General features: G+C 65.1%; 26 protein-coding genes. 8 read left to right on the forward strand and 18 right to left on the reverse strand.

The features are described 5' to 3' along the window. Nucleotide 1: 1 nt before the first annotated feature. From D6B98_RS07875 to D6B98_RS07885, 3 genes are all read left to right on the forward strand, one after another. Nucleotides 2-1,351, forward strand: a complete 1,350-nt coding sequence (locus D6B98_RS07875; protein WP_126256439.1) for an aspartate aminotransferase family protein — start codon at nucleotides 2-4, stop codon at nucleotides 1,349-1,351. A gap of 10 nt (nucleotides 1,352-1,361) precedes the next feature. Further along, complete coding sequence (locus D6B98_RS07880) at nucleotides 1,362-2,375, forward strand: amino acid ABC transporter substrate-binding protein (RefSeq protein ID WP_126256440.1); 1,014 nt, start codon at nucleotides 1,362-1,364, stop codon at nucleotides 2,373-2,375. 145 nt (nucleotides 2,376-2,520) lie between these two features. Beyond that, on the forward strand, nucleotides 2,521-3,171 hold the full coding sequence (locus tag D6B98_RS07885) for an aspartate/glutamate racemase family protein (protein WP_126256441.1): 651 nt from the start codon (nucleotides 2,521-2,523) through the stop codon (nucleotides 3,169-3,171). Between the two features lie 97 nt (nucleotides 3,172-3,268). Here D6B98_RS07885 and D6B98_RS07890 read toward each other — a convergent pair whose 3' ends face one another. Then, on the reverse strand, nucleotides 3,269-3,916 hold the full coding sequence (locus D6B98_RS07890; RefSeq protein ID WP_126256442.1) for a TetR/AcrR family transcriptional regulator: 648 nt from the start codon (nucleotides 3,914-3,916) through the stop codon (nucleotides 3,269-3,271). Nucleotides 3,917-4,076: 160 nt separating this feature from the next. Between D6B98_RS07890 and D6B98_RS07895 the strand changes: the two genes are divergently transcribed. From D6B98_RS07895 to D6B98_RS07910, 4 genes are read left to right on the forward strand one after another with little or no spacing between them, the layout of a single operon-like run. Next, on the forward strand, nucleotides 4,077-4,286 hold the full coding sequence (locus D6B98_RS07895) for a ferredoxin (RefSeq protein WP_126256754.1): 210 nt from the start codon (nucleotides 4,077-4,079) through the stop codon (nucleotides 4,284-4,286). A 57-nt stretch (nucleotides 4,287-4,343) separates the two neighbouring features. Continuing rightward, on the forward strand, nucleotides 4,344-5,564 hold the full coding sequence (locus D6B98_RS07900; RefSeq protein ID WP_126256443.1) for a cytochrome P450: 1,221 nt from the start codon (nucleotides 4,344-4,346) through the stop codon (nucleotides 5,562-5,564). Between the two features lie 36 nt (nucleotides 5,565-5,600). Further along, complete coding sequence (locus D6B98_RS07905) at nucleotides 5,601-6,263, forward strand: sulfite oxidase-like oxidoreductase (protein WP_126256444.1); 663 nt, start codon at nucleotides 5,601-5,603, stop codon at nucleotides 6,261-6,263. 25 nt (nucleotides 6,264-6,288) lie between these two features. Beyond that, entirely contained in the window at nucleotides 6,289-7,512 is a 1,224-nt protein-coding gene (locus D6B98_RS07910; protein ID WP_126256445.1) for a bifunctional alpha/beta hydrolase/OsmC family protein, read from the forward strand. Nucleotide 7,513: 1 nt separating this feature from the next. Here D6B98_RS07910 and D6B98_RS07915 read toward each other — a convergent pair whose 3' ends face one another. From D6B98_RS07915 to D6B98_RS07990, 16 genes are all read right to left on the reverse strand, one after another. Next, entirely contained in the window at nucleotides 7,514-8,590 is a 1,077-nt protein-coding gene (locus tag D6B98_RS07915) for a YeeE/YedE family protein (RefSeq protein ID WP_126256446.1), read from the reverse strand. Nucleotides 8,591-8,592: 2 nt separating this feature from the next. Continuing rightward, entirely contained in the window at nucleotides 8,593-9,597 is a 1,005-nt protein-coding gene (locus tag D6B98_RS07920; RefSeq protein WP_126256447.1) for a quinone oxidoreductase family protein, read from the reverse strand. Nucleotides 9,598-9,776: 179 nt separating this feature from the next. After that, nucleotides 9,777-11,108, reverse strand: coding sequence for a phenylacetate--CoA ligase PaaK (gene paaK, locus D6B98_RS07925; RefSeq protein WP_126256448.1), 1,332 nt, complete (start codon nucleotides 11,106-11,108; stop codon nucleotides 9,777-9,779). A 48-nt stretch (nucleotides 11,109-11,156) separates the two neighbouring features. Beyond that, on the reverse strand, nucleotides 11,157-11,606 hold the full coding sequence (gene paaI / locus D6B98_RS07930; RefSeq protein WP_164718463.1) for a hydroxyphenylacetyl-CoA thioesterase PaaI: 450 nt from the start codon (nucleotides 11,604-11,606) through the stop codon (nucleotides 11,157-11,159). Nucleotides 11,607-11,707: 101 nt separating this feature from the next. Further along, nucleotides 11,708-12,790, reverse strand: a complete 1,083-nt coding sequence (paaE, locus tag D6B98_RS07935; protein ID WP_126256450.1) for a 1,2-phenylacetyl-CoA epoxidase subunit PaaE — start codon at nucleotides 12,788-12,790, stop codon at nucleotides 11,708-11,710. Between the two features lie 2 nt (nucleotides 12,791-12,792). After that, entirely contained in the window at nucleotides 12,793-13,296 is a 504-nt protein-coding gene (gene paaD, locus D6B98_RS07940; protein ID WP_126256451.1) for a 1,2-phenylacetyl-CoA epoxidase subunit PaaD, read from the reverse strand. After that, nucleotides 13,290-14,066 carry a 1,2-phenylacetyl-CoA epoxidase subunit PaaC gene (gene paaC, locus D6B98_RS07945; RefSeq protein ID WP_126256452.1) on the reverse strand — a complete coding sequence of 259 codons (777 nt, stop codon included), beginning with the start codon at nucleotides 14,064-14,066 and terminating at the stop codon, nucleotides 13,290-13,292. Before paaC ends, paaD begins: the two co-directional genes overlap by 7 nt. Nucleotides 14,067-14,203: 137 nt before the next feature. After that, nucleotides 14,204-14,491: a 1,2-phenylacetyl-CoA epoxidase subunit PaaB gene (gene paaB / locus D6B98_RS07950; RefSeq protein ID WP_015687593.1), complete on the reverse strand. Its 288-nt coding sequence runs from the start codon at nucleotides 14,489-14,491 to the stop codon at nucleotides 14,204-14,206. 10 nt (nucleotides 14,492-14,501) lie between these two features. Then, on the reverse strand, nucleotides 14,502-15,494 hold the full coding sequence (gene paaA / locus D6B98_RS07955) for a 1,2-phenylacetyl-CoA epoxidase subunit PaaA (protein ID WP_164718464.1): 993 nt from the start codon (nucleotides 15,492-15,494) through the stop codon (nucleotides 14,502-14,504). A 76-nt stretch (nucleotides 15,495-15,570) separates the two neighbouring features. After that, nucleotides 15,571-16,437 carry a phenylacetic acid degradation operon negative regulatory protein PaaX gene (gene paaX, locus D6B98_RS07960; protein WP_126256454.1) on the reverse strand — a complete coding sequence of 289 codons (867 nt, stop codon included), beginning with the start codon at nucleotides 16,435-16,437 and terminating at the stop codon, nucleotides 15,571-15,573. 201 nt (nucleotides 16,438-16,638) lie between these two features. Next, nucleotides 16,639-17,409, reverse strand: a complete 771-nt coding sequence (locus D6B98_RS07965; protein ID WP_126256455.1) for an esterase/lipase family protein — start codon at nucleotides 17,407-17,409, stop codon at nucleotides 16,639-16,641. A 196-nt stretch (nucleotides 17,410-17,605) separates the two neighbouring features. Then, nucleotides 17,606-18,892 carry a DUF445 domain-containing protein gene (locus tag D6B98_RS07970; protein ID WP_126256456.1) on the reverse strand — a complete coding sequence of 429 codons (1,287 nt, stop codon included), beginning with the start codon at nucleotides 18,890-18,892 and terminating at the stop codon, nucleotides 17,606-17,608. A gap of 187 nt (nucleotides 18,893-19,079) precedes the next feature. Beyond that, on the reverse strand, nucleotides 19,080-19,535 hold the full coding sequence (locus D6B98_RS07975) for a phasin (RefSeq protein WP_126256457.1): 456 nt from the start codon (nucleotides 19,533-19,535) through the stop codon (nucleotides 19,080-19,082). A 204-nt stretch (nucleotides 19,536-19,739) separates the two neighbouring features. Beyond that, entirely contained in the window at nucleotides 19,740-20,333 is a 594-nt protein-coding gene (locus tag D6B98_RS07980; RefSeq protein WP_164718465.1) for a GNAT family N-acetyltransferase, read from the reverse strand. Further along, the gene (locus D6B98_RS07985; RefSeq protein WP_126256459.1) at nucleotides 20,330-21,412 is read right to left on the reverse strand and encodes a PHA/PHB synthase family protein; all 1,083 of its coding nucleotides are present in this window, start codon (nucleotides 21,410-21,412) and stop codon (nucleotides 20,330-20,332) included. The genes D6B98_RS07980 and D6B98_RS07985 overlap by 4 nt, the downstream gene beginning before the upstream one ends. Then, nucleotides 21,409-21,792 carry a hypothetical protein gene (locus tag D6B98_RS07990; protein WP_126256460.1) on the reverse strand — a complete coding sequence of 128 codons (384 nt, stop codon included), beginning with the start codon at nucleotides 21,790-21,792 and terminating at the stop codon, nucleotides 21,409-21,411. The genes D6B98_RS07985 and D6B98_RS07990 overlap by 4 nt, the downstream gene beginning before the upstream one ends. 160 nt (nucleotides 21,793-21,952) lie before the next feature. Between D6B98_RS07990 and D6B98_RS07995 the strand changes: the two genes are divergently transcribed. Next, nucleotides 21,953-22,867 carry an alpha/beta fold hydrolase gene (locus tag D6B98_RS07995; RefSeq protein WP_126256461.1) on the forward strand — a complete coding sequence of 305 codons (915 nt, stop codon included), beginning with the start codon at nucleotides 21,953-21,955 and terminating at the stop codon, nucleotides 22,865-22,867. Here D6B98_RS07995 and D6B98_RS08000 read toward each other — a convergent pair. After that, nucleotides 22,864-23,538: a spermidine synthase family protein gene (locus tag D6B98_RS08000; RefSeq protein ID WP_126256462.1), complete on the reverse strand. Its 675-nt coding sequence runs from the start codon at nucleotides 23,536-23,538 to the stop codon at nucleotides 22,864-22,866. The genes D6B98_RS07995 and D6B98_RS08000 overlap by 4 nt on opposite strands. Nucleotides 23,539-23,540 lie beyond the last annotated feature (2 nt).

A 23,540-nucleotide genomic window follows, 5' to 3' on the forward strand; every position in this document is an offset into this window, starting at 1 on the left:
CATGGCCGCCCGCATCAGCCGCGTGCTGCACCGCTCGCTGCGCGAGACGCCGCCCAAGGCGATCGGCGGCGAAGGCGTCTATCTTTTCGCCGAGGACGGGCGGCGCGTGATCGACGCCTCCGGCGGGGCGGCCGTCTCGTGCCTCGGCCATCAGCATCCGCGCGTGATCGCGGCGATGGCGAAACAGGCCTCGACCTTAGCCTATGCGCATACCGCGTTCTTTTCGTCCGAGCCCGCCGAAGCCCTCGCCGAAACGCTGGTCGGGCACGAGCCCGGCGGTCTCGCCTATGCCTATTTCGTCAGCGGCGGATCCGAGGCGATCGAGGCGAGCATCAAGCTCGCGCGGCAATATTTTATCGAGCGCGACGAGCCGCAGCGGCAGCATTTCATCGCGCGGCGTCAGAGCTACCACGGCAACACGCTCGGCGCGCTCGCCGCTGGGGGCAATGCCTGGCGGCGTGCGCCTTACGCGCCGCTGCTCTCCGGCGCCTTCAGCCACGTGACACCGGCCTTCGCCTATCACGAGAAGCACGATGGCGAGTCGGACGCGCAGTTCGTGGCACGGCTGGCGGCCGAGCTGGAGACCGAATTCCAGCGGCTCGGCCCCAACACCGTCGCAGCGTTCCTCGCCGAGCCGGTCGTCGGAGCCACCGCCGGCGCGGTGACGGCACCGGACGGCTACTTCAGAGCGGTGCGCGAGATCTGCGACAGGCACGGTGCGCTGCTCATCCTCGACGAGGTCATGTGCGGCATGGGCCGCACCGGCACCACGCACGCCTGGGAGCAGGAAGGCGTCGCGCCCGACATCCAGGCGATCGCAAAGGGGCTCGGCGGAGGCTACCAGCCGATCGGGGCGATGCTCGCGAGCGGCAAGATCATCGACACGATCCGCTCAGGCTCGGGCTCCTTCCTGCACGGCCATACTTACCTGGCACATCCCCTCGCCTGCGCGGCCGCGCTCGCGGTGCAGGATGTGATCCGCGAAGATCGCCTGCTCGACCGCGTGAGGGAGCGCGGCAAGCAGCTGGAGCAGCGGCTGATCGAGCGCCTCGGCAATCACCGCCATGTCGGCGATATCAGGGGCCGCGGCCTGTTCTGGGCGATCGAGCTGGTCGCCGATCGCGCCAGCCGCACCTCGTTCGATCCCGCGCTCAAGCTCCATCAGAGGATCAAGGCGGAAGCCTTTGCTGCTGGGCTCGGCTGCTATCCGGGCGGCGGCACCGTGGACGGCGTGCGCGGTGACCACGTGCTGCTGGCACCGCCCTACATCGCCTCCGCCGACGAGATCGACCTGATCGTCGACAAGCTCGGCACGGCCGTCGACAACGTGTTGCGTAGTGTCAATCACTAAGGGGAGTAGCATGATGAGGAAAGTGGTTATCGCGGCGGGTGCGCTCGTCGCATCGACAATAGTCGCATCCGCCGCGACGCTCGACACGGTGAAGAGCCGCGGCACGCTGGTGTGCGGCGTCAGCGCCGGCTTTGCCGGCTTCTCCGCGCCGGACTCGCAAGGCAATTACAAGGGTCTCGACGTCGATTATTGCCGCGCGCTCGCGGCCGGCGTGCTCGGCGACGCCAGCAAGGTGCGATACGTTTCGTTGACCGCCCAGAACCGCTTCACCGCCCTGCAATCGGGCGAGATCGACGTGCTCTACCGCAACTCGACACAGACTTATTTGCGCGGTGCGACGCTGGGCTTGCGGCAGGGCCCGATCAACTTCTACGACGGCCAGGGCTTTGTCGTGAAGAAGGATCTGGGCGTCAAGGACATCAAGGACCTCAAGGGCGCCACGGTCTGCGTGGCTCAGGGCACCACGCATGAAGTCACGCTCGGCGATTACGGCCGCGCCAACGGCATCGACTGGAAGCCGCTGGTGTTCGACCGCGTCGACACCATGTACCAGACCTTCTTCGGCGGCCGCTGCGATGCGATGACCCAGGATGCCTCCGCGCTCGCCGGTGCGGTGACCACTGCGGCGCCGAACCCCACCGATTACGTCGTGCTGCCGCAGACCATCAGCAAGGAGCCGCTCGGCCCCTTCACTCGCAACGGCGACGAGGTCTGGAGTGACATCATCACCTGGCTGCATTACGGCCTGATCGAGGCCGAGGAGCTCGGCGTCACCCAAGCCAATGTCGACGAGATGACGAAGTCGCAGACTCCAGCGATCCAGCGCCTGCTCGGCGCCTCCGGCGATCTCGGCTCGCGGCTCGGGCTCGACAACAAATGGCTGGTCACCGCCATCAAGGCCACCGGCAATTACGGCGAGATCTACGAGCGCAATGTCGGCAAAACCAGCCCCCTCAAGCTCGATCGCGGCCTCAACGGCCTCTGGAGCAAGGGCGGCTTGATGTACGCCATCCCGTTCAAGTAGACAGCACTCGTGTCCCGGACGCGCTGCAGCGTGCAACGCTGCTGCGCCGAGCCGGGACCGAGCGACCACAATGGGCCCCGGCTCAGCAGCGCATCACTTCGTGCTGCGCTGCGTCCGGGGCACGGGAACCAGATAGTCACACTCCATGACGACGCCCCCTCGCATCGCCCTCATCCATGCCCTCAAGCACTCCATCGCCCCGATCGAGGCCGCGTTTTCGAAGGCGTGGCCGGCGGCGCGGCTGATGAACCTGCTTGACGACAGCCTGTCTGCGGATCTGGCCCGTGACGGCAAGCTCGACGACGCCATGACCGAGCGCTTCCTCGCGCTCGGCGATTACGCAGCGGCGACGGGAGCGGATGGAATCCTGTTCACTTGTTCCGCCTTCGGCCCCTGCATCGAGGCGGTCGCGCGCGCGCAGGCGCCGATGCCGGTGCTCAAGCCGAACGAAGCGATGATCGAGCGCGCGGTGACGATGGGCAGGCGCATCGGCCTGCTCTCCACCTTCCCGCCGACGCTGGCCTCGATGCCGCCGGAGTTTCCGGCCTCGGTCCAGGTCGTTCCGAAACTTGCCGAGGGCGCGCTGGCGGCGCTCGACCGCGGCGACCGCACCACGCACGACCGCCTGATCGTCGAAGCGTCAAAGGACCTGCGCGATTGCGACGTCATCGCGCTGGCGCAGTTCAGCATCGCAGCGACGGCACCGCTGGTCGCAGAAGCCACCGGCCGTCCCGTCGTCACCACGCCTGACAGCGCCGTCGACAAACTGATGGTGCTGTTGGGAGCGAAGGCCTAGAGCATGACCCGGAAAAGTGCGTAGCGGTTTTCCGAAAAGATCGTGCTTAAACAACCACCTAAAGCGCGATGACGACTCATCCTAATCGCATCGCGCTTTAGGCGCTCGTCGCTTTTCGACGCCGTGCGGCCCTGATCGCGAGCGCGAGCGCGGCCTTCGTCTCGTTGACGAAATCCTCGACCAGCTCCTCGCGCGTGGCATGGGCCGCCTCGCCGGTGAACAGGCCCTGCTCGGCCAGCATCACGACACCGTGCAACGCCGCCCAGATCTTGAGCGCTTGCCGCTCGCGCAAATAGCCGACCGCAGGCGCTTCCAGCGCCTCGATCACGAGCGCGAACGTCTCGCGCGTGGCCTCGTGCAACTCGCTGCCCTTGGCCGCGCATGAGACGGTGCGCGAGGCAAACATCAGGCGGTAGATGCCGTTGCGGCGCAGGCCGAAATCCAGGGTCGCCTGCGCCAGAAGCGACAACTTCGATTGCTTCGACGGCTTGGCCATCGCCTCGCGCAGGATCGCGCTGAGCTGGCGGAACGCCTCCGCCGTCACCGCCGCCAGCAGCGCCTCGCGATCGGCAAAGTGACGATACGGCGCCGGCTGAGAGACGCCAAGCTGCTTGGCCAACGCCTTGATGCTGATCGCCTCGGCACCGCCCCGCTCCGCCTCGCGTAGCGCAGCCTTGATCAAAGCATCGCGAAGATCGCCATGATGGTAGGTGTTTTCGGGCTTGCGGGCGAGTTGGGAGCGCATGTTGTGGCCAAGCCTACAAGTTTGCCCTTGACAGGGAAAGCCTGCCGCGAATGTAATAGCATATAACTTAAAGCCCGGCGGTAAATGCCGCGGATAAAAAAGTGACATGAGGAACGCGCCGCCCTGCGGGCCACGCGCGCATACGACCAAGGATGCCGCCATGACAGAGCGACTGAGGGTTCACGTCGATCCCGAAAAATGCCAGGGCCACGCGCGCTGCAAAGCACTCGCGCCGGAACTCTTCGAGCTCGACGAATTCGGCAACGCGCACGAAGCCGGCGACGGCACGGTCCCGCCCGGACTCGAAGACAAGGCCTGGCTTGCCAAAGCCAATTGCCCGGAAATCGCAATCGATGTGATCGAGGAGTAGCGCAGGCTCCCTGTGTGCCCGCGCGCGATTCGACCGCCAGCCCGAGGATTCCCCGTCATGTCCGACGTCAGCCAACCTGTCGCCCATCCGCCCGTCACCGACTGGGTCAACGATTTCGACCACACCGATCCGCAGTGGACGGAAGACCCGTTCCCGATTTGGGAGGAGATGCGCGCCGCAAGCCCGGTCGTGCACACGAAGCGCTTCCTCGGCTGCTACATGCCGACGACCTATGAAGCCGTGCGCGAGATCGCCAACGACACCGAGCATTTCTCCTCGCGCCGCATCATCGTGCGTGACGTCCGGCCCGAAGTCGCCAGGAATGCAGCTCCGCCGATCACCTCCGACCCGCCCGTGCACAAGCCGGCCAAGCAGCTGCTGCTGCCGCCGTTCACGCCGGACGCGATGAAGAAGCTGGAACCGCGGATGCGCGCGATCTGCAATGAGCTGATCGACGGGTTCATCGCCGACGGCAAGGTCGATGCCGCCGCGCGCTACAGCAAGTACGTTCCCGTTCGGGCGATTGCGCACATGCTGGGCATCCCCGAGAGCGACAGCGATCTCTTCATCAACTGGATCCACATGGTGCTCGAGCTCGGCATCAAGGACGAGAGCAAGCTGCTCCAGGCCGTGCAGGAGATGAGCGCCTATTTCGGCGCGCACATCGAGCAGCGCAAGAACAACCCGACCGACGATCTCATCTCCTACCTGATGAACGCCAGGGACAAGGAGGGCAATCCGCTCGAAGACTCCCACGTCCTTGGCTCGCTGCGCCTGCTGCTGATCGCCGGCATCGACACCACCTGGAGCGCGATCGGCTCCTCGCTCTGGCATCTGGCGAAGACGCCGGCCGACCGTGAGCGGCTGATCGCCGAGCCGGGCCTGATGCCGATCGCGGTGGAGGAGCTGCTGCGCGCCTATTCGCCGGTGACGATGGCCCGCGAGGTGGTCAAGGACACGACGATCTCGGGTTGTCCGGTCAAGGCGGGCAACATGGTGCTGTTGTCTTTCCCGGCCGCCAACCGCGATCCCAAGGTGTTTCCGGATGCCGACAAAGTCGTGATCGACCGCCGCGAAAACCGCCATGCCGCCTTCGGCCTCGGCATCCACCGCTGCGTCGGTTCCAACCTGGCGCGTATGGAGATGCAGGTTGCGCTGGAGGAATGGCTGAAGCGCATTCCGGACTTCCGGCTCGATCCGGCAGGCACGGTGACCTGGTCGCAAGGCACGGTGCGAGGCCCCCGCCAGTTGCCATTTCTGCTGGGAAAGGCGATGTAAGTCTTTCCAACACGGGTACGGAGAGGCTGGACGGCCATGGCTGACGACAACGAGCCGCCCGACAGCAAGCTGACCCGCACCAAGGAGAAGTGGGCGCGCGAGGGCCGCTTCCTCACCGGCAAGATCGCACGGCCGGAAGACCAGCGCCTGCCGCCGGGCCAGCATCTCACCAAGGATTGGCCGGTGCTCGATCTCGGCGTCACGCCGCCAATTTCGCGTGAGCGCTGGCGGCTCGACGTCTACGGTGCAATCGAGACCCCCGTGTTCTGGACTTTTGCGGAGTTCGCGGCCCAGAAGCAGGCCCGGTTCACCTCCGACATCCATTGCGTCACCACCTGGTCGCGCTACGACAACGAGTGGGAAGGGCTCGCCACGCGAGAGTTGCTCGCGGCCTGCCAGCCGCGCGAGGATGCACGCTTCGTGACGCTGCATTCCTATGACGGCTACACCACCAACCTCGCGCTGGAAGACTTTGCCGCCGAGGATGCCCTGCTCGCCCATAGCTGGTCCGGCCAGCCGCTGACGGAGGAGCACGGCGGCCCGGTGCGGCTGGTCGTGCCGCATCTGTATTTCTGGAAGAGCGCGAAATGGCTCCAGGCCATCGAATTCCTGACCGAGGACGCGCCGGGCTTCTGGGAGGTCCGGGGCTATCATAACCGCGGCGATCCCTGGGCCGAGCAGCGCTATTCGGACGATTAGAGTTCAGATTGGAACGAGGGAAGCCATGCCGACGGAGCGCTTTCAATTCACGGGCGAAGGCGGCCATCAGCTTGCGGCCGCGCTGGAATTGCCGGACGGCGAGCCCGCGGCCTACGCGCTGTTCGCGCACTGCTTCACCTGCGGCAAGGATACGCTGGCGGCCAAGCGCATCTCAGTCGCGCTCGCCGCCAAGGGCGTCGCGGTGCTGCGCTTCGACTTCACCGGGCTCGGCTCCAGCGAAGGCGATTTCGCCAACTCCACGTTCTCCTCCAACGTCGCCGATCTCGTCCGCGCCGCCGACCATCTGCGCAGCGTCCGCAAGGCGCCGGCGGTCCTGATCGGGCACAGCCTCGGCGGCGCCGCGATCCTTGCGGCCGCCGGACAGATCCCGGAAGCCAGGGCCGTCGCGACCATCGCGGCGCCATCCGACCCGGCGCACGTAACCGGCCTCTTCAAAGCGCATCTCGATGACATCCGCGCCGAGGGCGAGGTCGAGGTCTCGCTTGCTGGACGTCCGTTCCGGATCAGGCGCGAATTCCTCGAGGACATCGCCGAGCACGAGCTGATGAGCGATATCACCGGCCTGCACAAGGCGCTGCTGGTGATGCACTCGCCTGTCGACGACACCGTCGGTATCGACAACGCGACGAAGATCTTCGTTGCGGCGAAGCATCCCAAGAGCTTCGTCTCGCTCGATCACGCCGATCATCTGCTGAGCAAGCCCGCCGACGCGCTCTACGCGGCCGACGTGATCGCGGCCTGGGCGGGCCGCTACATCGACACCGCAAAGCCCGCGAAGGCGATGGATCTGCCCGAGGCGCCGCGGCAGGTCGTGGTGCAGGAGACCCGCAAGAGCAAGTTCAACCAGATCATCACCGTCGGCCCGCATCGGCTTGTGGCGGACGAGCCGGTCGCGGCCGGCGGCGAGGACGCGGGCCCCGGGCCCTACGACTTCCTGCTTGCCGGCCTCGGTGCCTGCACCTCCATGACCATGCGCCTCTATGCCGACCGCAAGTCGCTGCCGCTCGACCGCGTCACCGTCACGCTGAAGCATTCCAAGATCTACGCAAGAGACTGCGAAGAATGCGAGACCCGCGAGGGCATGCTCGACCAGATCGAACGCGACATCACAATCGACGGCGCGCTCGATGCCGAGCAACGCAAGAAGCTGATGGAGATCGCCGACAAGTGCCCGGTGCACCGGACACTGACGTCGGAGATCCGCATCGTGACGAAGGCGGCGGATTAGCTCAAGCGGCCGTCGAGCCCGCTTCGGCGCTCTGGGCCGGCTGAACCCGCAGCGCTCCGCGCAAGCCCGCCGTCGTGCCGAGCAGGATGCCGGCGAGCGCGACGAACGAGCCCAGTGCGAGCGTCGATACGCCGGTGAGCCCCTGCCCGATCGAACAGCCGAACGCCATCACGCCGCCGATCCCCATCAGTGCGGCGCCGCTGCCCGAGCGCAGCATGTGGCGCGGCGAGGAATAGCCTTCGAGCTTGAAGCGGCGCGTTGCGAGCGCCGTCGCCAGGCTGCCGGCGAAGACGCCGGCAACCGTGGCGATGCCGAAGTTCAGCGTCAGGCCGGTCGATAGCATGGCATATTGCAGGCTATCGGCGATCGGCGCGATGAATGTCAGGGAGGTCACCGGGATCGGATTGAAGTCGTCGGCGCCGAGATGGCCGGTCACGTACCAGCCCCCGGCGACGAGGAGGCCAACGATGATCCCCGCTGCGATCTGGCCTGCCGAGCGGCGGAACCCAGGGTGTGCGAAAGCGAACAGGATCAATGCAAGCACGATCAGCACGGTGGCAACCACACGCGAGAGCGATTCCGTCAGACCGAGCGTCGCCAGCAAGGACGGCAGCGAGTTCGGGTTGACTGTCGTTTGCGATGCCTGAACCAGCGCGATGCGCGCCGGCGCGATCAGGCCCTTGAGCGTCATCTGGGCGGCGATGGCGAGCACGATCACGACGACGAACGAGCGGAGATTGCCGCGGCCGAGCAGCACCAGCGCGCGCGAGCCGCAGCCGTTCGACAGCACCATGCCGTAACCGAACAGCAGGCCGCCGAGGAACAGCACCGGCGCCGAGAGGGATGGTTGCAGGTAGATCGTCTTGCCGAGATCGACCATGCCGCTGCCGGCGAGGAACTGGCTCGCGGCGATTGCCACCGCGATCGCCAGTGCATAGGTCCGCACCAGCCGTCCGTCTCCCTCGGCCAGCCAGCCGCGCATGCTGCTCATCAGGCAGAAGCCGCTGAGCAGACCCACGGCGCCGTAGACGAGACCGATGCCGAGGCCGGCGAGGATGACGAGGGCGGACGATTCCATGATTACGGCTTCAGGATCACCCGGTCGCGCGAAGAGCCGGCGACCGCGACATAGGCCTCCTTGGCGCGCTCGAGCGGATAGACGGCATTCGCCTTGATCGGAAACGGTTTGAGGTGGCCGCTCGCAAAGCCCGGGCCGAGGTCGCGCAGCACCGCGCCGGTGGCCGCCGAGGACAGGCCGAGCGTGTCGATGCCGACATAGGTGTGCTGGCCGCGATAGAATTCGAGGATGTTGAACTGCACGATGCGCTCGATCGCGGCGATCAGGATCTGGCGACCGCGCAAGGCGAGCGACTTGTGCGCCGCCTCGAAATAGGGATCGCCCACCGTGTTGAAGACGATGTCGGCGCCCTTGCCGCCGGTGAATTCGCGCACGCGCGCGGCAACGTCGGTCGCGGAGGCATCGATCACCTCGATCGACGCATTGGCGTGGCCTTCATAGGCCTCCGCCTTGCGGACCACGCCGATGACGCTTGCGCCCTGCCAGGTCGCGATCTGCACCGCGGCCTGGCCGACCTTGCCGTTGACGCCGAACACCAGCACGGTATCGCCCTTCTTCGGCAAGCCCGCGCGGCGAAAGCCTTCCATCGCGGTGACGAAGGGAACGCCGATGCCGGCGGCCTCCTCCCACGACACCGTCTCCGGCTTCTCCACCACGGCATCGGCTTCGACGACGAGATGGCTGGCATGGGTGCCGTCGCGGCGGATGCCGAGATCGCCGGAGGAGCCGAACACCTCGCGGCCGACCGTGCCGGCCGGCCCGTCGATGACGATGCCGGCATAATCGCGGCCCGGCGTGCGCGGGAACACCGCATAGGGCATCAGCCCGGTCGCGGCCTTCACGTCGGATGGGTTGACGGCGGCAGCCTTCACCTCGATCAGGAGATCGTTCGGACCGCGCGTCAGCGCGTGACGCTCGACCATCGGCGCAAGCGCGGCGGCGTTTTCAGCCTTGGCATTGAGGCGCACGCAGCGCGCTTCGACGGATTTGGCATCTAGTGACGACATAAAAGGCCCGCGATTTCTCGCGGGCCTTGTCGCCTTTGGGGCCGGGCGAGTCAACCGCCTCCCTTCATCCTGAAGAGCCTGCGAAGCAGGCGTCTCGAAGGATGAAGGCCCGCAGCGCGAGCCGGGCCTGGATGGTTCGAGACGGCGCCAACGCGCCTGCTCGCCATGAGGGGCGAGACTTAGTCCTTGGGCCGCTTGTCGTAGAGCCGCTTGGCCTTGCCGAGCGAGCGCTCCAGCGTGGCCGGCGCGACCACCTTCACCTTCGAGCTGATCCCGATCGTGTTCTTGATGTGGGTGGAGATACGGTCGGCGTGGTCGACGAGACCCCGGCCGTCCCAGCTCTCCGGCCGCGCCTCGGCGATGATGGTGAGCTCGTCCATCCGGCCTTCGCGGGTCAGCTCCAGAATGAAGTGGCCGCCGCACCAATCGGTCGCGAGCAGCACCTCCTCGATCTGGGTCGGGAACAAATTGACGCCGCGCAGGATGATCATGTCGTCGGAGCGCCCGGTCACCTTCTCCATGCGGCGCATGCCGGGGCGTGCCGTGCCGGGAAGAAGCCGCGTCAGGTCGCGGGTGCGATAGCGGATCACCGGGAACGCCTCCTTGGTGAGCGAGGTGAAGACCAGCTCGCCCTTCTCGCCGTCGGGCAGCACCGCGCCGGTCTCGGGGTCGATCACCTCGGGGTAGAAATGATCCTCCCAGATGTGCAGGCCGTCCTTGGTCTCGATGCATTCCTGCGCGACGCCGGGGCCTATCACCTCGGAGAGGCCATAGATGTCGGTCGCGTCCATGTCGAAGGCGTCCTCGATCTCGCCGCGCATGGCGTTGGTCCAGGGCTCGGCGCCGAAGATGCCAACCTTGAGCGAGCACTGGCGCGGATCGAGCTTCTGGCGCTTGAACTCGTCGAGGATCGCCAGCATGTAGCTCGGCGTCACCGTAATGATGTCGGGCCGGAAATCGTTGATGAGCTGCACCTGCCGCTCGGTCATGCCGCCGGAGATCGGCACCACGGTGCAGCCGAGCTTCTCGGCGCCGTAATGCACCCCTAACCCGCCGGTGAAGAGGCCATAGCCGTAGGCGTTGTGGATGATCATGCCGGTGCGGCCGCCGGCGGCGCGGATCGAACGCGCCATCACCTCGGACCAGGTGTCGATATCGGCTTGCGTATAACCAACCACGATCGGCTTGCCCGTCGTGCCGGAGGAGGCATGCACGCGCACCAGCTTCTCGCGCGGCACGGCAAACATGTTGAACGGATAATTGTCTCGCAGATCGGTCTTTACCGTGAACGGAAATTTCGCGAGATCGGATAGTTCCCGGAAATCGGACGGGTGCACGCCGGCCTTGTCGAAGGCCTTGCGATAATGCGCGACGTTGTCGTAGGCATGCTTCAACGACCAGGCCAGCCGCTGCGTCTGCAGTGCCATGATCTCGTCGCGCGAGGCACGCTCATGCGCGTCCATCTCGGGACTATAGGCGTTGCCACCTTGCTTGAGCCTCGTCAGGTTCATCTTCGTTTCCCCACATCATCGGTTTTCTTTTTTATTGTCTTATTGGGCTTACGGTTCCTGGGTCGGCAGCCAGGTTCCGGGAATGACGCGTGAATGTCCGCGGAATTCCGCAATGACGGAGTCGCCGACAGTGACGCGCACGTCATAGATGCCGGAGCGCCCGCTGCGCGTAATCTCACGCGCCTTCGCGACGAGGCGATCCCCGAGCCTGCCCGGCTTGATGAAGGTGATCTGTCCCTGCGCCGCAACGACGCGGTCATTGTGCGAATTGCAGGCAAAGGCGAAGGCGGAATCGGCGAGCGTGAAGATGAAGCCGCCATGGGCGATGCGCTGGCCGTTGACCATGTCCGGCCGCACCGTCATCGCGAGCGTCGCAAAGCCCGGACCGATCTCGACGATCTCCATGCCGAGTCCCTTGGAGGCGTCGTCCTCCGCCCACATCGCGTCGGCGCAGGCGCGGGCAACATTGTCAGGCGACAAAGCGGCTTTGAGGTTCACGCGCCTCTCCCGGTCAAATGCTTGCATATGATGTTCTGCTGGTTGGCCAAAACTGTCAAATAATGCGACGCATTTGCATCGCTGGCGTCTGATGCGCCCGCTCAGACATGGTCATAATCGACCACGACGCGCTCCGATGACGGCTTGGCCTGGCAGGTCAGGACAAAGCCCGCCTTGAGCTCCCACGGCTCCAGCGAATAGTTGATGTCCATCGGGGCTTCGCCCTCGACCAGCTTGGCGCGGCAGGTCGAGCACATGCCGCCCTTGCAGGCAAAGGGCAGATCGACGCCGGCGCGCAGCGCGGCATCGAGGATCGCCTCGTCCTCGGCCACCGGCACCTCGCGGCGCTTGCCGTCGATGATCAGCGAGGCGATCGCCTTCGGCGGCGCGTCGGGAGCAACCTCCTTCTTCGGCCGCGGCTTGCCGCCGAATTCGGAAACGAAGCGCTCGACGTGGATGCGGTCCTGCACGATGCCGAGCGCGCGGCAGGTGGCCTCGATGTCCTCGCTCATGCCAAGGGGCCCGCAGATATAGACATGATCGACGCTTGCGGCCGGCACCAGCGAGCGCAGCAACACCCTCACCTTGTCGCCGTCGAGCCGGCCATGCAGGATCGGGATGTCCTGCTCCTCGCCGGAGATGACATGGAACAGCGAGAGCCGATCGATGAAGCGGTCCTTGAGCTCCTCGAGCGCTTCGAGGAACATGATGTTGTCGGTGGTGCGGTTACCGTAGAACAGGAAGAAGCGGCTGTCCGGCTCGCGCGCGAGCACGCCCTTCACGATCGACAGGATCGGGGTGATGCCGGAGCCTGCGGCGAAGCCGACATGAATGCGCGCCTGGTCTGCCGGGGGAACCACGCCGAAGCGGCCGGTCGGCGTCATCACGTCGAGCTCGTCGCCGCATTTGAGATCCTCGGCTGCCCAGCTCGAAAACGCGCCGCCGTCGACCTTCTTCACGGCGATGCGGATCTCGCCTTCGTCAGGGCCGGAACAGATCGAATAGGAGCGGCGCACCTCCTCTCCGTCCAGCGTGGTGCGGAGCGTGAGGTACTGGCCGGGCGTGAAGGCGTAATCGCGAGCGAGCTCGCCGGGAATGGCGAAGGTCATCGAAACGGCGTCGGACGCCTCGCGGCGGAGGTCGCTGACGGCCAGGCGATGGAAGCGTGGTGCGGCTGCTGACATGATCAATGACACTTGAAATAGTCAAAAGGTTCGCGGCAGGACTTGCAGCGCCACAGCGCCTTGCAGGAGGTCGAGCCGAATTCCGAGAGCAGCTCGGTGTTCTCAGAGCCGCATTGCGGGCAGGCCACGGCCTGCGCGCCGAACAGCGCGCGGCGCGAGCTCGACGCTTGCGGCGGCGCGATGCCGTAGGCACGCAGCTTCTGGCGACCGTCCTCGCTCATCCAGTCGGTGGTCCACGCCGGCGACAGCACGGTTCGCACCTTCGGATGACGGAAACCGGCGCGCTCCAGCGCCAGCTCGATCTCCAGCGCGATCATGTTCATCGCCGGACAACCCGAGTAAGTCGGGGTGATTCTGACTTCGACCTGGTCGCCGTCGAGAACGATCTCACGGAGCACGCCGAGATCGGCGATGGTCAAGACCGGAATCTCCGGGTCGACCACGCTCGCCGCCGCGGCCCAGGCGCGCGTGCGCAGCTCGCTATCGCGCTCCAGCGCGCTCACCATGTTAGCCCCGGGAAGGTGCGCTGCATCGATTGCAGCTCGGAGAGGAGATGGCCTAGATGTTCGCTGTGCCGGCCCGTACGGCCGCCCTGCTGCATCCAGTTGTTCTGCGGCAGGACGAGCGTGGCTTCGCTGACGACATCGGAGATCGTCTGCAGCCAGCGGCCGCGCAATAGCCCGGGATCAATGGCGATACCGGCATGGATCAGGGCGCGCTCGCCTTCGTCCACATCAAACATCTCGCCCGTGAAAGCCCAGAGGTGATCGATTGCGGCTTGCGCGCGGGCGTGGCTCTCATCGGTGCCGTCGCCGAGCCGGATGAGCCACTCCGAGGCGTGGCGAAGATGGTAGGCGCTCTCCTTCTCCGACTTGGCGGCGATTGCGGCCAACGTCGCATCGCGCGAGGTCATCATCGCGCGCCAGGAGAGGTCGGCGAACGCGGAATAGAAGAACTGCCGCACCAAGGTCTGGGCGAAATCGCCGTTGGGCTGCTCGACCAGCAGCAGATTGCGGTACTGCCTGACGTCACGCAAGTAAGCGAGCTTGTCCTCGTCGTTGTCCTTGCCTTCGACCTTGGCGGCATAGCTGTAGAGCTCGCGCGCCTGGCCGATCAGGTCGAGCGCGATGTTGGAGAGCGCCATGTCCTCTTCCAGCATCGGCGCATGTCCGCACCATTCCGACAGCCGATGGCCGAGGATCAGCGCATCGTCGGCGCGGCGCAGCGTGTAGAGCACCAGCGGCGTTTCTGAAACCTGGATGTTGGCGACGGGCATCTGTCCTATCCATCTTGCCACTTGTTCCGACCTCACCCTGATGAGGCGCGCAGCGCCGTCTCGAAGGATGGCTGCAGTTCACGGGCCTTCATGGTTCGAGACGCGCTTCGCGCTCCTCACCATGAGGGGAGAGAGCGCTACATATGCCCCACTTCCTCGGGCACCTCGTAGAATGTGGGGTGGCGATAGATCTTCGATTCCGCCGGCTCGAACATCATGCCCTTCTCGGCGGGATCGCTCGCGGTGATGGCGCTCGACGGCACGACCCAGATCGACAGGCCTTCGCCGCGGCGGGTGTAGATGTCGCGGGCGGCTTGCAGGGCCATGGTGGCGTCGCTCGCATGCAACGAGCCGACATGCTTGTGCGCGAGCCCGTTGCGGCTGCGAATGAAGACTTCCCACAGCGGCGTGTTCGGCGTGGCCATATTGGTCTCCCTATTCCGCGGCTTGCGCGGTCTGGCGTTGCGCGCGCTTCGCCGCATAGGCTGCGGCCGCCTCACGCACCCAGGCGCCCTCCGCATGGGCCTTGCGGCGCGCGGCGATGCGGTCACGATTGCAGGGGCCGTTGCCGGCGAGCACCTGCTTGAATTCGGCCCAGTCGATCTCGCTGTAGCGCCAGTGTCCTTCGGCATCCTGCGTCATGCCGGGATCTGGAATGGTGAGGCCGAGATACTGCGCCTGCGGAACGGTGGCATCGACGAATTTCTGGCGCAGCTCGTCATTGGAGAAGCGTTTGATCTTCCACCTCGTCGAGGTGTCGCTGTGCTGGCTCGCCGCATCGGGCGGGCCGAACATCATCAGCACCGGCCACCACCATCTATTCAGCGCGTCCTGCGCCATCGCCTTCTGCTCGTCCGAGCCCCGGCACAGCGTCAGCATGATCTCGTAGCCCTGGCGCTGGTGGAAGGACTCCTCCTTGCAGACCCTGATCATCGCGCGCGCATAGGGGCCGTAGGAGCAGCGGCACAGCGGGATCTGGTTCATGATCGCGGCGCCGTCGACAAGCCAGCCGATGGTGCCGATATCGGCCCAGGTCAGCGTCGGATAATTGAAGATCGAGGAGTACTTGGCTTTGCCGGCGAGCATCGCGTCGACCAGCTCTTCGCGCGAGGCGCCAAGCGTCTCGGCAGCGGCGTAGAGATAGAGGCCGTGGCCGCACTCGTCCTGCACCTTGGCGAGCAGCGCGGCCTTGCGGCGCAGGGTCGGCGCGCGCGTGATCCAGTTGCCTTCCGGCAGCATGCCGACGACTTCGGAATGGGCGTGCTGGGAGATCTGGCGGGTGAGCGTCTTGCGATAGGCTGCCGGCATCCAGTCGTTCGGCTCGATCCGCTCCTCGGCGTCGATGCGGGCCTGGAATTGCGCAGCCTTGGCCGCATCCTCAAGACCGCGGTCGTCGGTCTCGACCGTGTTCAGCGCCTGAGTATACATGCGCATCCTCCCATTTGATTGAGAGGCAATATATAACAAGAACTATCTCATGCAAGATATTTCTGTAACATAAAGGTCAGGCTTCGAACCTCCGTTCCAGGAGTTTTCGCGCCGGCGGCAATGGCCCCTTTTCATTGGTTCCATGACCATCGAGCCATTGCTCGGACGGAGCGAGCAACGCGCGATAGATTTCGCCGCAAAGCTCGCGGGCCGCCCTGCCCGGCCAATCCGCCGGCAACAGGCTTTCAGGCAGCAGCGGATCGCGCAGCACGACACGGCGATAATAGTGGATCAGCAGGATGCGCGCGGTGAAGGCGTCGGCCTCGGACAGCTCCGTGCCGCGCGCAATCGCGGCGCGCAGCGGCTCGAACGTCTTCATGAATTTCAGATAGGCGTCCGCAGTGCGCTGCAGCGGCCAGCTCGCGCTGAGGAGGCGGCGGCCGCTGTCATCCTCCGCCGAGACTTCGAGCCGGATGGCGCCCGCAGCTTCATCCGGCACCGGCAGGCCCGATGGCGCAACCCACACCCCCGGCAACGGACTGCCGAAGCCGGCGTTGCGAAGCGCCTCGCGCGAGACGTCACGATCCTCGCCGTTGCCGATCAGCAGCAGCTCGAAGCGCCCGGTCCAGTCCGACGGCGGCGGGTCGTAGATGTGGCGCGTGGCGGCTTCGAATGTCTGGCGTCCCTTGTCGGCAAGTCGATAGAAACTGTTGCGGCCGACCTTCTCCCGGGTGAGCCAGCCGTCGGCCGCAAGCCGAGACATCGCGGTGCGGACAACCCCACTGTCGATGTCCAGACCCTCGAAGAATTTCAGCAGCGTGCCGAGCCACACCACGCCGCCGCGCGGCACGATGGCATCGCCGAACACGGTGATGACGATGGAGCCGGTGCGCGACGGTTCACGCTTGAGCTGGTCGATGATGCGGGAGAGCGGATGCGCCATGCGGCAGGCATAGCGCGTTTGGCGCCGGCGCGACAATGGACGGGGCGACCATCGAAGCAGGGAGCCGGGCTCGATCCTTCGAGACGGCGCTTTCGCGCCTCCTCAGGATGAGGTCTGCCCGTCTTTGCGCGGCATCACTTATTTCGACCCTCGTGGTGAGGAGCGCGGCAAAGCCGCGCGTCTCGAACCATGCAGGCCCGACTACCGATGCGGATCGGGATAGACCACACTGCGCCAGCCGCTGCGATCGAACGGACGCCATTGGCCTTCCTTTTGCGCGAGGCGATCGGCCACTGCATAGACCACGGCCGGATGATGGCCCATGCCGCAATGGCTGCTCTCGACCTCGATGCTCTCGGTCTGCGCTCCCGTTTTCTCCATGCAGCCCTGCCAGGCGCAGACGCCGTCGGTGCGGCTGAAGATGGCGGTGGTCGGCACCGGCGGCGGCACGGCAAGCTCGCCGCCAAACCGCGGATCGACCTCATCGGCCTTCCGTCCGCTGGCCCATTCATAGACGCGCCAGGCATTGGTGGAGCGGGGATTGCCGGCGAAGGGGCTGCCGAGCGTAATCACCTGGCGCACGCGGTCGGGCATCATCTTGGCGAGCTGACGGGCATAGAGGCCGCCGAGGCTCCAGCCGACCAGACTGAGCTTGCGGCCGTGCGTTTCGCTGAGCTCCTCGACCAGATCGACCATCGCGTGCTGCACGCCGTCGCGCAGGCCGTAATTGCGGCCCTGGCGCCAACCGCTCACCGCGTAGCCCTTGCTGGTCAGAAACGAACGTAGCGCGCGTGTGGACGCGTCCGAAGCCACGAGGCCCGGCAACACCAGCACGGGGTGCCCATCGCCGCGCGGCGCGAGGCTCAGCAGCGGAAGTGCGCCGAGGAATGCGCCGAACTCGTGGATCGCGCGTCCCTCCAGAAACATCAGGGTGCGGGACGGCGGACGCAGCGTCTGGGCAGTAGCGGTCATCAATGTTTCCCCTGGGAAGAACTGGATAAAGGACGCCGGGATGAGGCCGGCAAATCTGAATTCCAACTCTCCGGCTTCTTGATCGTTCCGCACTGCAACATGAATCAGCTGCGCAGCCGGTTCCCGGCATTGAAGCCGGGCAGACCTCAGGCGACAATAGGCTTGTGTGCTAATGCCGGAAGCCGTGACGCAAAAGTCACAGCCATCGGAGCAGGAATTCTACGGAGTAGAGCGCCAAGCCGGCGAGGCCGCCGATCAGCGAGCCGTTGAAGCGGATGTATTGCAGATCGCGACCGATATTGATTTCGATCAGCGAAATCAGCTGCGCCATATCCCATGCCTTGACCTGATCGGAGATGAAGATCGATACGCCGCTCTTCTGATCGGCAATGAAGCTGCGCAACACCGTCACCAGGCCCTTGTTGATCTCGCCGCGCAGCTCGGCATCGCCGGCAAGCGCTTCGCCTGCCGCGACGAACATGCCGGCGAGATGATGCTGCAGCACCTGCGTTTCGCCGCTCGCGCTGCGCTCGATGAACGAGCGTGTATTGGCCCAGACCGTGCGGGCAAGTTCGGCGAGCTCGGGCCGCGCCAGCAGGTCACGCTTCAAACCGGCGATGCGGTCGATATAGGCCTGATCGGTGCCGAGCCGGTCGACGAAGCTCAGCACCATGCGATCGAACTCGCTGCGGAACGGATGCTTGGCATCGCTGCGCACCTCGTTGAAGAACGCGGTGGCGGACGCGACGATCTTGTTCACCAGAAACTTGTCGGCACGGTAGAGCCTGAGCAGGGTCGGCAATTCCGCGCGCACCTTCTCGCGGATCATCGCCATCGTCTCTTTCTGATTCAGCGTCTCGTGCATCACCCGCAGGAGATCGTCGAACAGGATCTGGTGGCGTCCCTCCGCCACGAAGCCGCGCAGCGTACCGGCGGCAAGCGGCGCAAGGTCGATCGCCTGGAGCTGCGATGACATGCGGCGGATGATGAAGGTCATCAAGCCTGAGGTCTCCGTCGCCGAGAAGGCCTCGGGCAACAGGCGGAGCGCGAAGCGAGCCAGATCATCGCTGCGCTTGCGGTCGCGCAGCCAGTCGGCAACGAAGGAGCCGAAATCGATTTCCTTCAGCTTGGCCTCGACGGGACCGGCCTCGAGGAAATGCACCTGGATGAACTCGCCGAGCTTGTCCGCGATGCGCGCCTGGTTGCTCTGGATGATGGCGGTATGCGGGATCGGCAGGCCGAGCGGCCGCTTGAACAGGGCAACCACGGCATACCAGTCGGCGAGGCCGCCGATGGTCGCGGCTTCCGCGAAGGCGGCGATGAAGCCGAACAACGGATGCACCGGCAGGAGCCATTTTGCCACGATGAAGAGCGCAAGCGTCGAGGCAAGCACCAGCGTCGCCAGCGCCTTGACGCGGCGCAGCTCGGCCGCGCGTTCGGCGTCGCCGGGGCTGTCGAAGGTGAAGGTGGCGGGTGGAGTCATCACTGCGTCACAGTACTCGTCATTGCGAGCGAAGCGAAGCAATCCAGAATCTTTCCGTGGAACGACTCTGGATTGCTTCGTCGCAAGGGCTCCTCGCAATGACGGCGGAGACGATGGCGGCTGCTGCGCAAGAAACAAAAGGCCCGCCGAAGCGGGCCTCAAATTCAGTTTCTGCTCAGGCGCCAGATCAGGCGGTCTTGTTGTAGACCTTGGCAAAATTGTCCTGCGCGGACTTCGCACCATTGGCAGCGAGCTTGCCGAAATAGTCGGCGGTCGCCTTGGCACGCGAGACGAACACTTCGCCGCGCGAGCGGAGCAGGCCCGACTGGATCTCGACGGCCTCGCTGAACGACTTGGCGGACGCGAGCTTGTCGATGCTCGAGAGGAACGCCTCGGCGTCGTCGTAGATCGCCTGCTGGATGTTGCGGCTGATCTTGCCGGCTTCAGCGACGGATTCGGTCACCGCGTTCTCGACGGCGGCGGTCACGCGCTCGGAGCCTGCGAAAGCCTCGGCAGCACGGTCCTTGGCGGTGTTGGCGGTCTTCTTGACGAACTCGCGGGCAGCCTCGGGAACTTCCAGATTCTGGATGTTCTTGAAAGCGTCCTTGAAGCCCTCGAAAGCGGTGTTGGTTTCAGTGGTCATGGGGTTCTCTCCATCCTCATTGCTCTGAGCTATGGGCTCACCCCGTCCGCATTGGCCCGGGGCACGACCTATATGGCATAATTAATTGTGCGATGCAACATCCATATTGCACTGCGATATCACGAAATGGTGATGAAGCTGAATAAGAGGCATCCTGATGCCTCCTTGGCCACTCGACCCCTATCGACCGCCTTTTGGCGATCCCTAGTGCTGCACCGCCCCCGGCAGCCCATAGGCCTCCATCTGGGCCTGGACCTGCGCGATGTTGTGACCGAGCACGACGATGTCATGGGTCTTGCCGTCGACGTCCCGAACGTGGTCCCGCAGCAGCGCTTCGGCCTTGAAGCCGAGGCTCTCGAACACGGCGATCGCCGCCTGCTGGTCGACCGTCATCTGGACCGAGAGCTTTTCCAGGCCCGCCCCGAGTGCGAGCGCAAAGGTCTCCTGCGACAGCGCCCGCCCCACTCCCTTCCCGCGCACTTCGAGCGAGACCACCATCCGGATCTCGCCAACATGGGGCGACCAGGAATGGGGATCGCGCACCAGCGTGCCGCAGCCGACGACCTTGCCGTCCCTGACCGCGAGCAGGCTCGTGATCGCGCCCCGCTCGATCTCCTTGACCCAGGCCGACAGCACCTTCGGCTCGCTGATATTGCGGGGCAGGAACAGCAAATCGTGGGTTGGCAGACCCTTGCCGAAGGCGAGCACCGCGGCCTCGTCCGCGGGCGCCATCAGACGAATCTCGATATCGCCGGCGTCCGTCTTGACGTGACGCGGATAGGAACGTTGCTCGCTCATATCGATCTCTTTCCCAGCCAGGAATCCAGTTTCGGCCATAGCCGCTTCACGGCGTTGGCGCCCGCGACCAGCGAGACGTGACCGCCTTTCAGGATCACCTCTTCCTTGTCCGCAGATCCGATCTTCGCGATCAGGTGCTTGGCGGCCTCATACGGCACGATGTGGTCGTGCTCGGCGACCGCATGCAGGATCGGCACCTTGATGTTCTCGAGCTTCGCCGCACGGCCGCCGACCGACATGGCGTCGTTGAACAGCTTGTTGTCCCACATCAGGTCCTTGGTGATGGTGCGGAAATATTCGCCGGCCAGCGGCAGCGTGTCGGTCGCCCAGCGATCAAACATGCGGTAGGATTTGACGAACTCGTCGTTCCAGATGTTCTCCCAGAGCTGGATCTGGCTCACCGTGCGCGAGGCCGGGCGCAGCATCTCGAACGAAGACAGGATCATTTCCGGCGGCACGTTGCCGACGCTGTCGACGAGACGGTCGACGTCGAAATAACGACGGTCGGAGAAGTTCGAGAACAACTTCATCTCGCGGAAGTCGATCGGCGTGGTGAAGCAGATCAGGTTCTTCATCGGCCCGTCCTTGTGGATCGAGCCGTACAGCAGCGACAGCACGCCACCGAAGCAATAGCCGATGACGGAGACGTCCTGCTCACCGGAATCGGCCTGCACACGGCGGACGCAGTCCGGGATGAAGTCGAGGACATAGTCCTCCATCCGCAGGCTCTTCTCCTCCGGCCGCGGCGCGCTCCAGTCGAGCATGTAGACGTCGAAACCGCGCTTGAGCAGGAACTCGATGAAGCTCTGCCCGGGGACGAGGTCGAGGATGTAGCCGCGATTGGTGGTCGCCATCACGATCAGCACCGGCACCCGGTAGATCTCGTCCGACATCGGCCGGTAGTGATAAAGGTTCATGGTGCCGCGCGAATGCAGCACGTCCTTCGGCGTCGAGCCGAGCGAAGGGCCCGAGGTCGAGAAATATTCAACGCCCTTGATGCTGCGCTGGATGGCGCGCTGCACCTCGGTCTGGATCCGCTCCGGGATGGACGCGAGATCAAGTCCCGCCGGCCCGTTCATGTCGGCTCTCCGGGCTCGGAAGGCGGGCGCTTCGTCCGAGGCGGCCGCGGGGTGCTATCGAAGCCTTGCGTGATGCCGGAATTCGCCGCCATCTGGCTCAGCATCGCCTTGATCTCGCCGATCTGCGCCTCGACCGACTGGAGCCGTTCCGCAAGACCAGTGACCTGCTCCCGGCTCGGCAGGTTCATCGTAACGAGATATTTCTCCATGAGTTCGCCGAGCTGCTTCTGAGCACCTGCAGCAACTCCGCCGGCGCGGTTCATCGCCTGTGAAAATTCCGGCGACGACATGGCCTGGTTGGCGAAAGAGTTGAACCCCTTCTCCATCTCGCCGACCATCTTCTGCCACGTGGCAACGGGGTCGTTGGTCTTGTCGGTCATCGGCGTCCTCCTGAAATCGAGAGCTGCGATGCCCTTCTTTTCCCGCCATACCACACCGTTGCGCGGTGCCGGTCAACCGGCAAGCGCACTCGCTGCTCGGCGCGCCGCTTCTTTGCGGCGGGAAACCGTGCGATACAACACCGATCAGCAGGAGGGATCCGTGACCACCCATCAGCCGCCCCAGACCGTCCGCGCCAACGGCATCGACATCTGCTACGAGATCTTTGGCAACGACAATGCCGAACCGCTGCTGCTGATCATGGGTTTGGGAGCGCAGATGATCCACTGGGACGATGCGTTCTGCGAGCAGCTTGCCGCGCGGGGTTTCCGCGTGATCCGTTTCGACAATCGCGATATCGGCAAGTCGAGCCATCTCACCGGCGGCAAGCGCCTGACGCCGCTCGAGCTGCTGAAGCTGCGCTTCCTCAGGATTCCCGTCGCCGCGACCTACAAGCTGATCGACATGGCGAAGGACACGGTCGCCTTGATGGATGCGCTCGACATCAAGTCGGCGCATCTGGTCGGCGCGTCCATGGGCGGCATGATCGCCCAGGAGGTGGTGCTGTCGTTTCCGCACCGCGTCCGTTCGTTGACATCGATCATGTCGACCACAGGCAATCCGCGCATCCCGCCGCCGTCGCGCGAAGCCGCCGCAATGCTGATGGCGCCGCCGCCGCGCAGCAAGGAGGAGTTCATCGTCCGTTATGGCCAGACCTGGAAGGTGTTGCGCGCCGGACATTTTCCGGAGGAGGAAGCGCTCGACCCCGAGCGTGCCGAGCGCGTGTTCGCGCGCGGACTCAATCCGGCCGGCGTCGGCCGTCAGCTCCGCGCCGTGCTGGCGTCCGGCAGCCGGAAGGAGCGGCTGCACGCGGTGATGACACCGACACTGGTCATTCACGGCACCGTCGATCCGCTGGTCCGCCCCGAAGGCGGCAAGGACACGGCGGCGTCAATCCCGAACGCCAAATTGTTGATGATCGAAGGCATGGGCCACGCGCTGCCGATGCGGTTCTGGCCGGAGATCATCGACGCCATCGACAAGCACGCCCATGGCGCGGCCGCGCAGGCCGCTTAACTCTTCTTCGCGATCCAGATTACATGGCGCGCGCCACCGCCTCGCCCGGTGGCGCGGACATTGACTTCGTTCACGTCGAAGCCGGCGGTGCGGAGACGCCTGGTGAAGGCGGGGTTGGGTCCCGACGACCAGACCGCGAGCACGCCGCCCGGGCGCAGCGCCGTCTTCGCTGCCGAGAGCCCGCTCGTGCTGTAGAGCGCGTCATTGCCCTTGCGGGTCAGCCCTTCCGGCCCATTGTCGACGTCGAGGAGAATGGCGTCGAAGGCCGACCGCTGCGCGCGGATGATTTCGCCGACGTCGATTTCCCGGATATTCACTCTGACATCATCGAGGCTGTCGCCGAAGACCTCCGCCATCGGACCTTTCGCCCAGGCCACCACCGCCGGCACCAGTTCGGACACCACGATCTTCGCCTTGGGCCCAAGCACGGTGAGCGCCGCACGAAGCGTAAAGCCCATGCCGAGGCCGCCGATCAGGACGACGGGCTTCTTGACCTTCTCGATCTGCTTCGCCGCGAGCGTTGCGAGCGCGGCTTCCGAACCGGACAAGCGATTGTTCATCAGCTCGTTGGTGCCGAGCTTGATCGAGAATTCCTTGCCCCGCCGCATCAGCCGGAGCTCCTCGTCGGAACCGGGAATCCTGGCGGTGTCGATCTTTTCCCAGGGAATCATCC

The organism is Bradyrhizobium sp. LVM 105, from assembly GCF_003957705.1.
In the GTDB taxonomy this organism is placed as follows: Bacteria; Pseudomonadota; Alphaproteobacteria; order Rhizobiales; family Xanthobacteraceae; genus Bradyrhizobium; species Bradyrhizobium frederickii.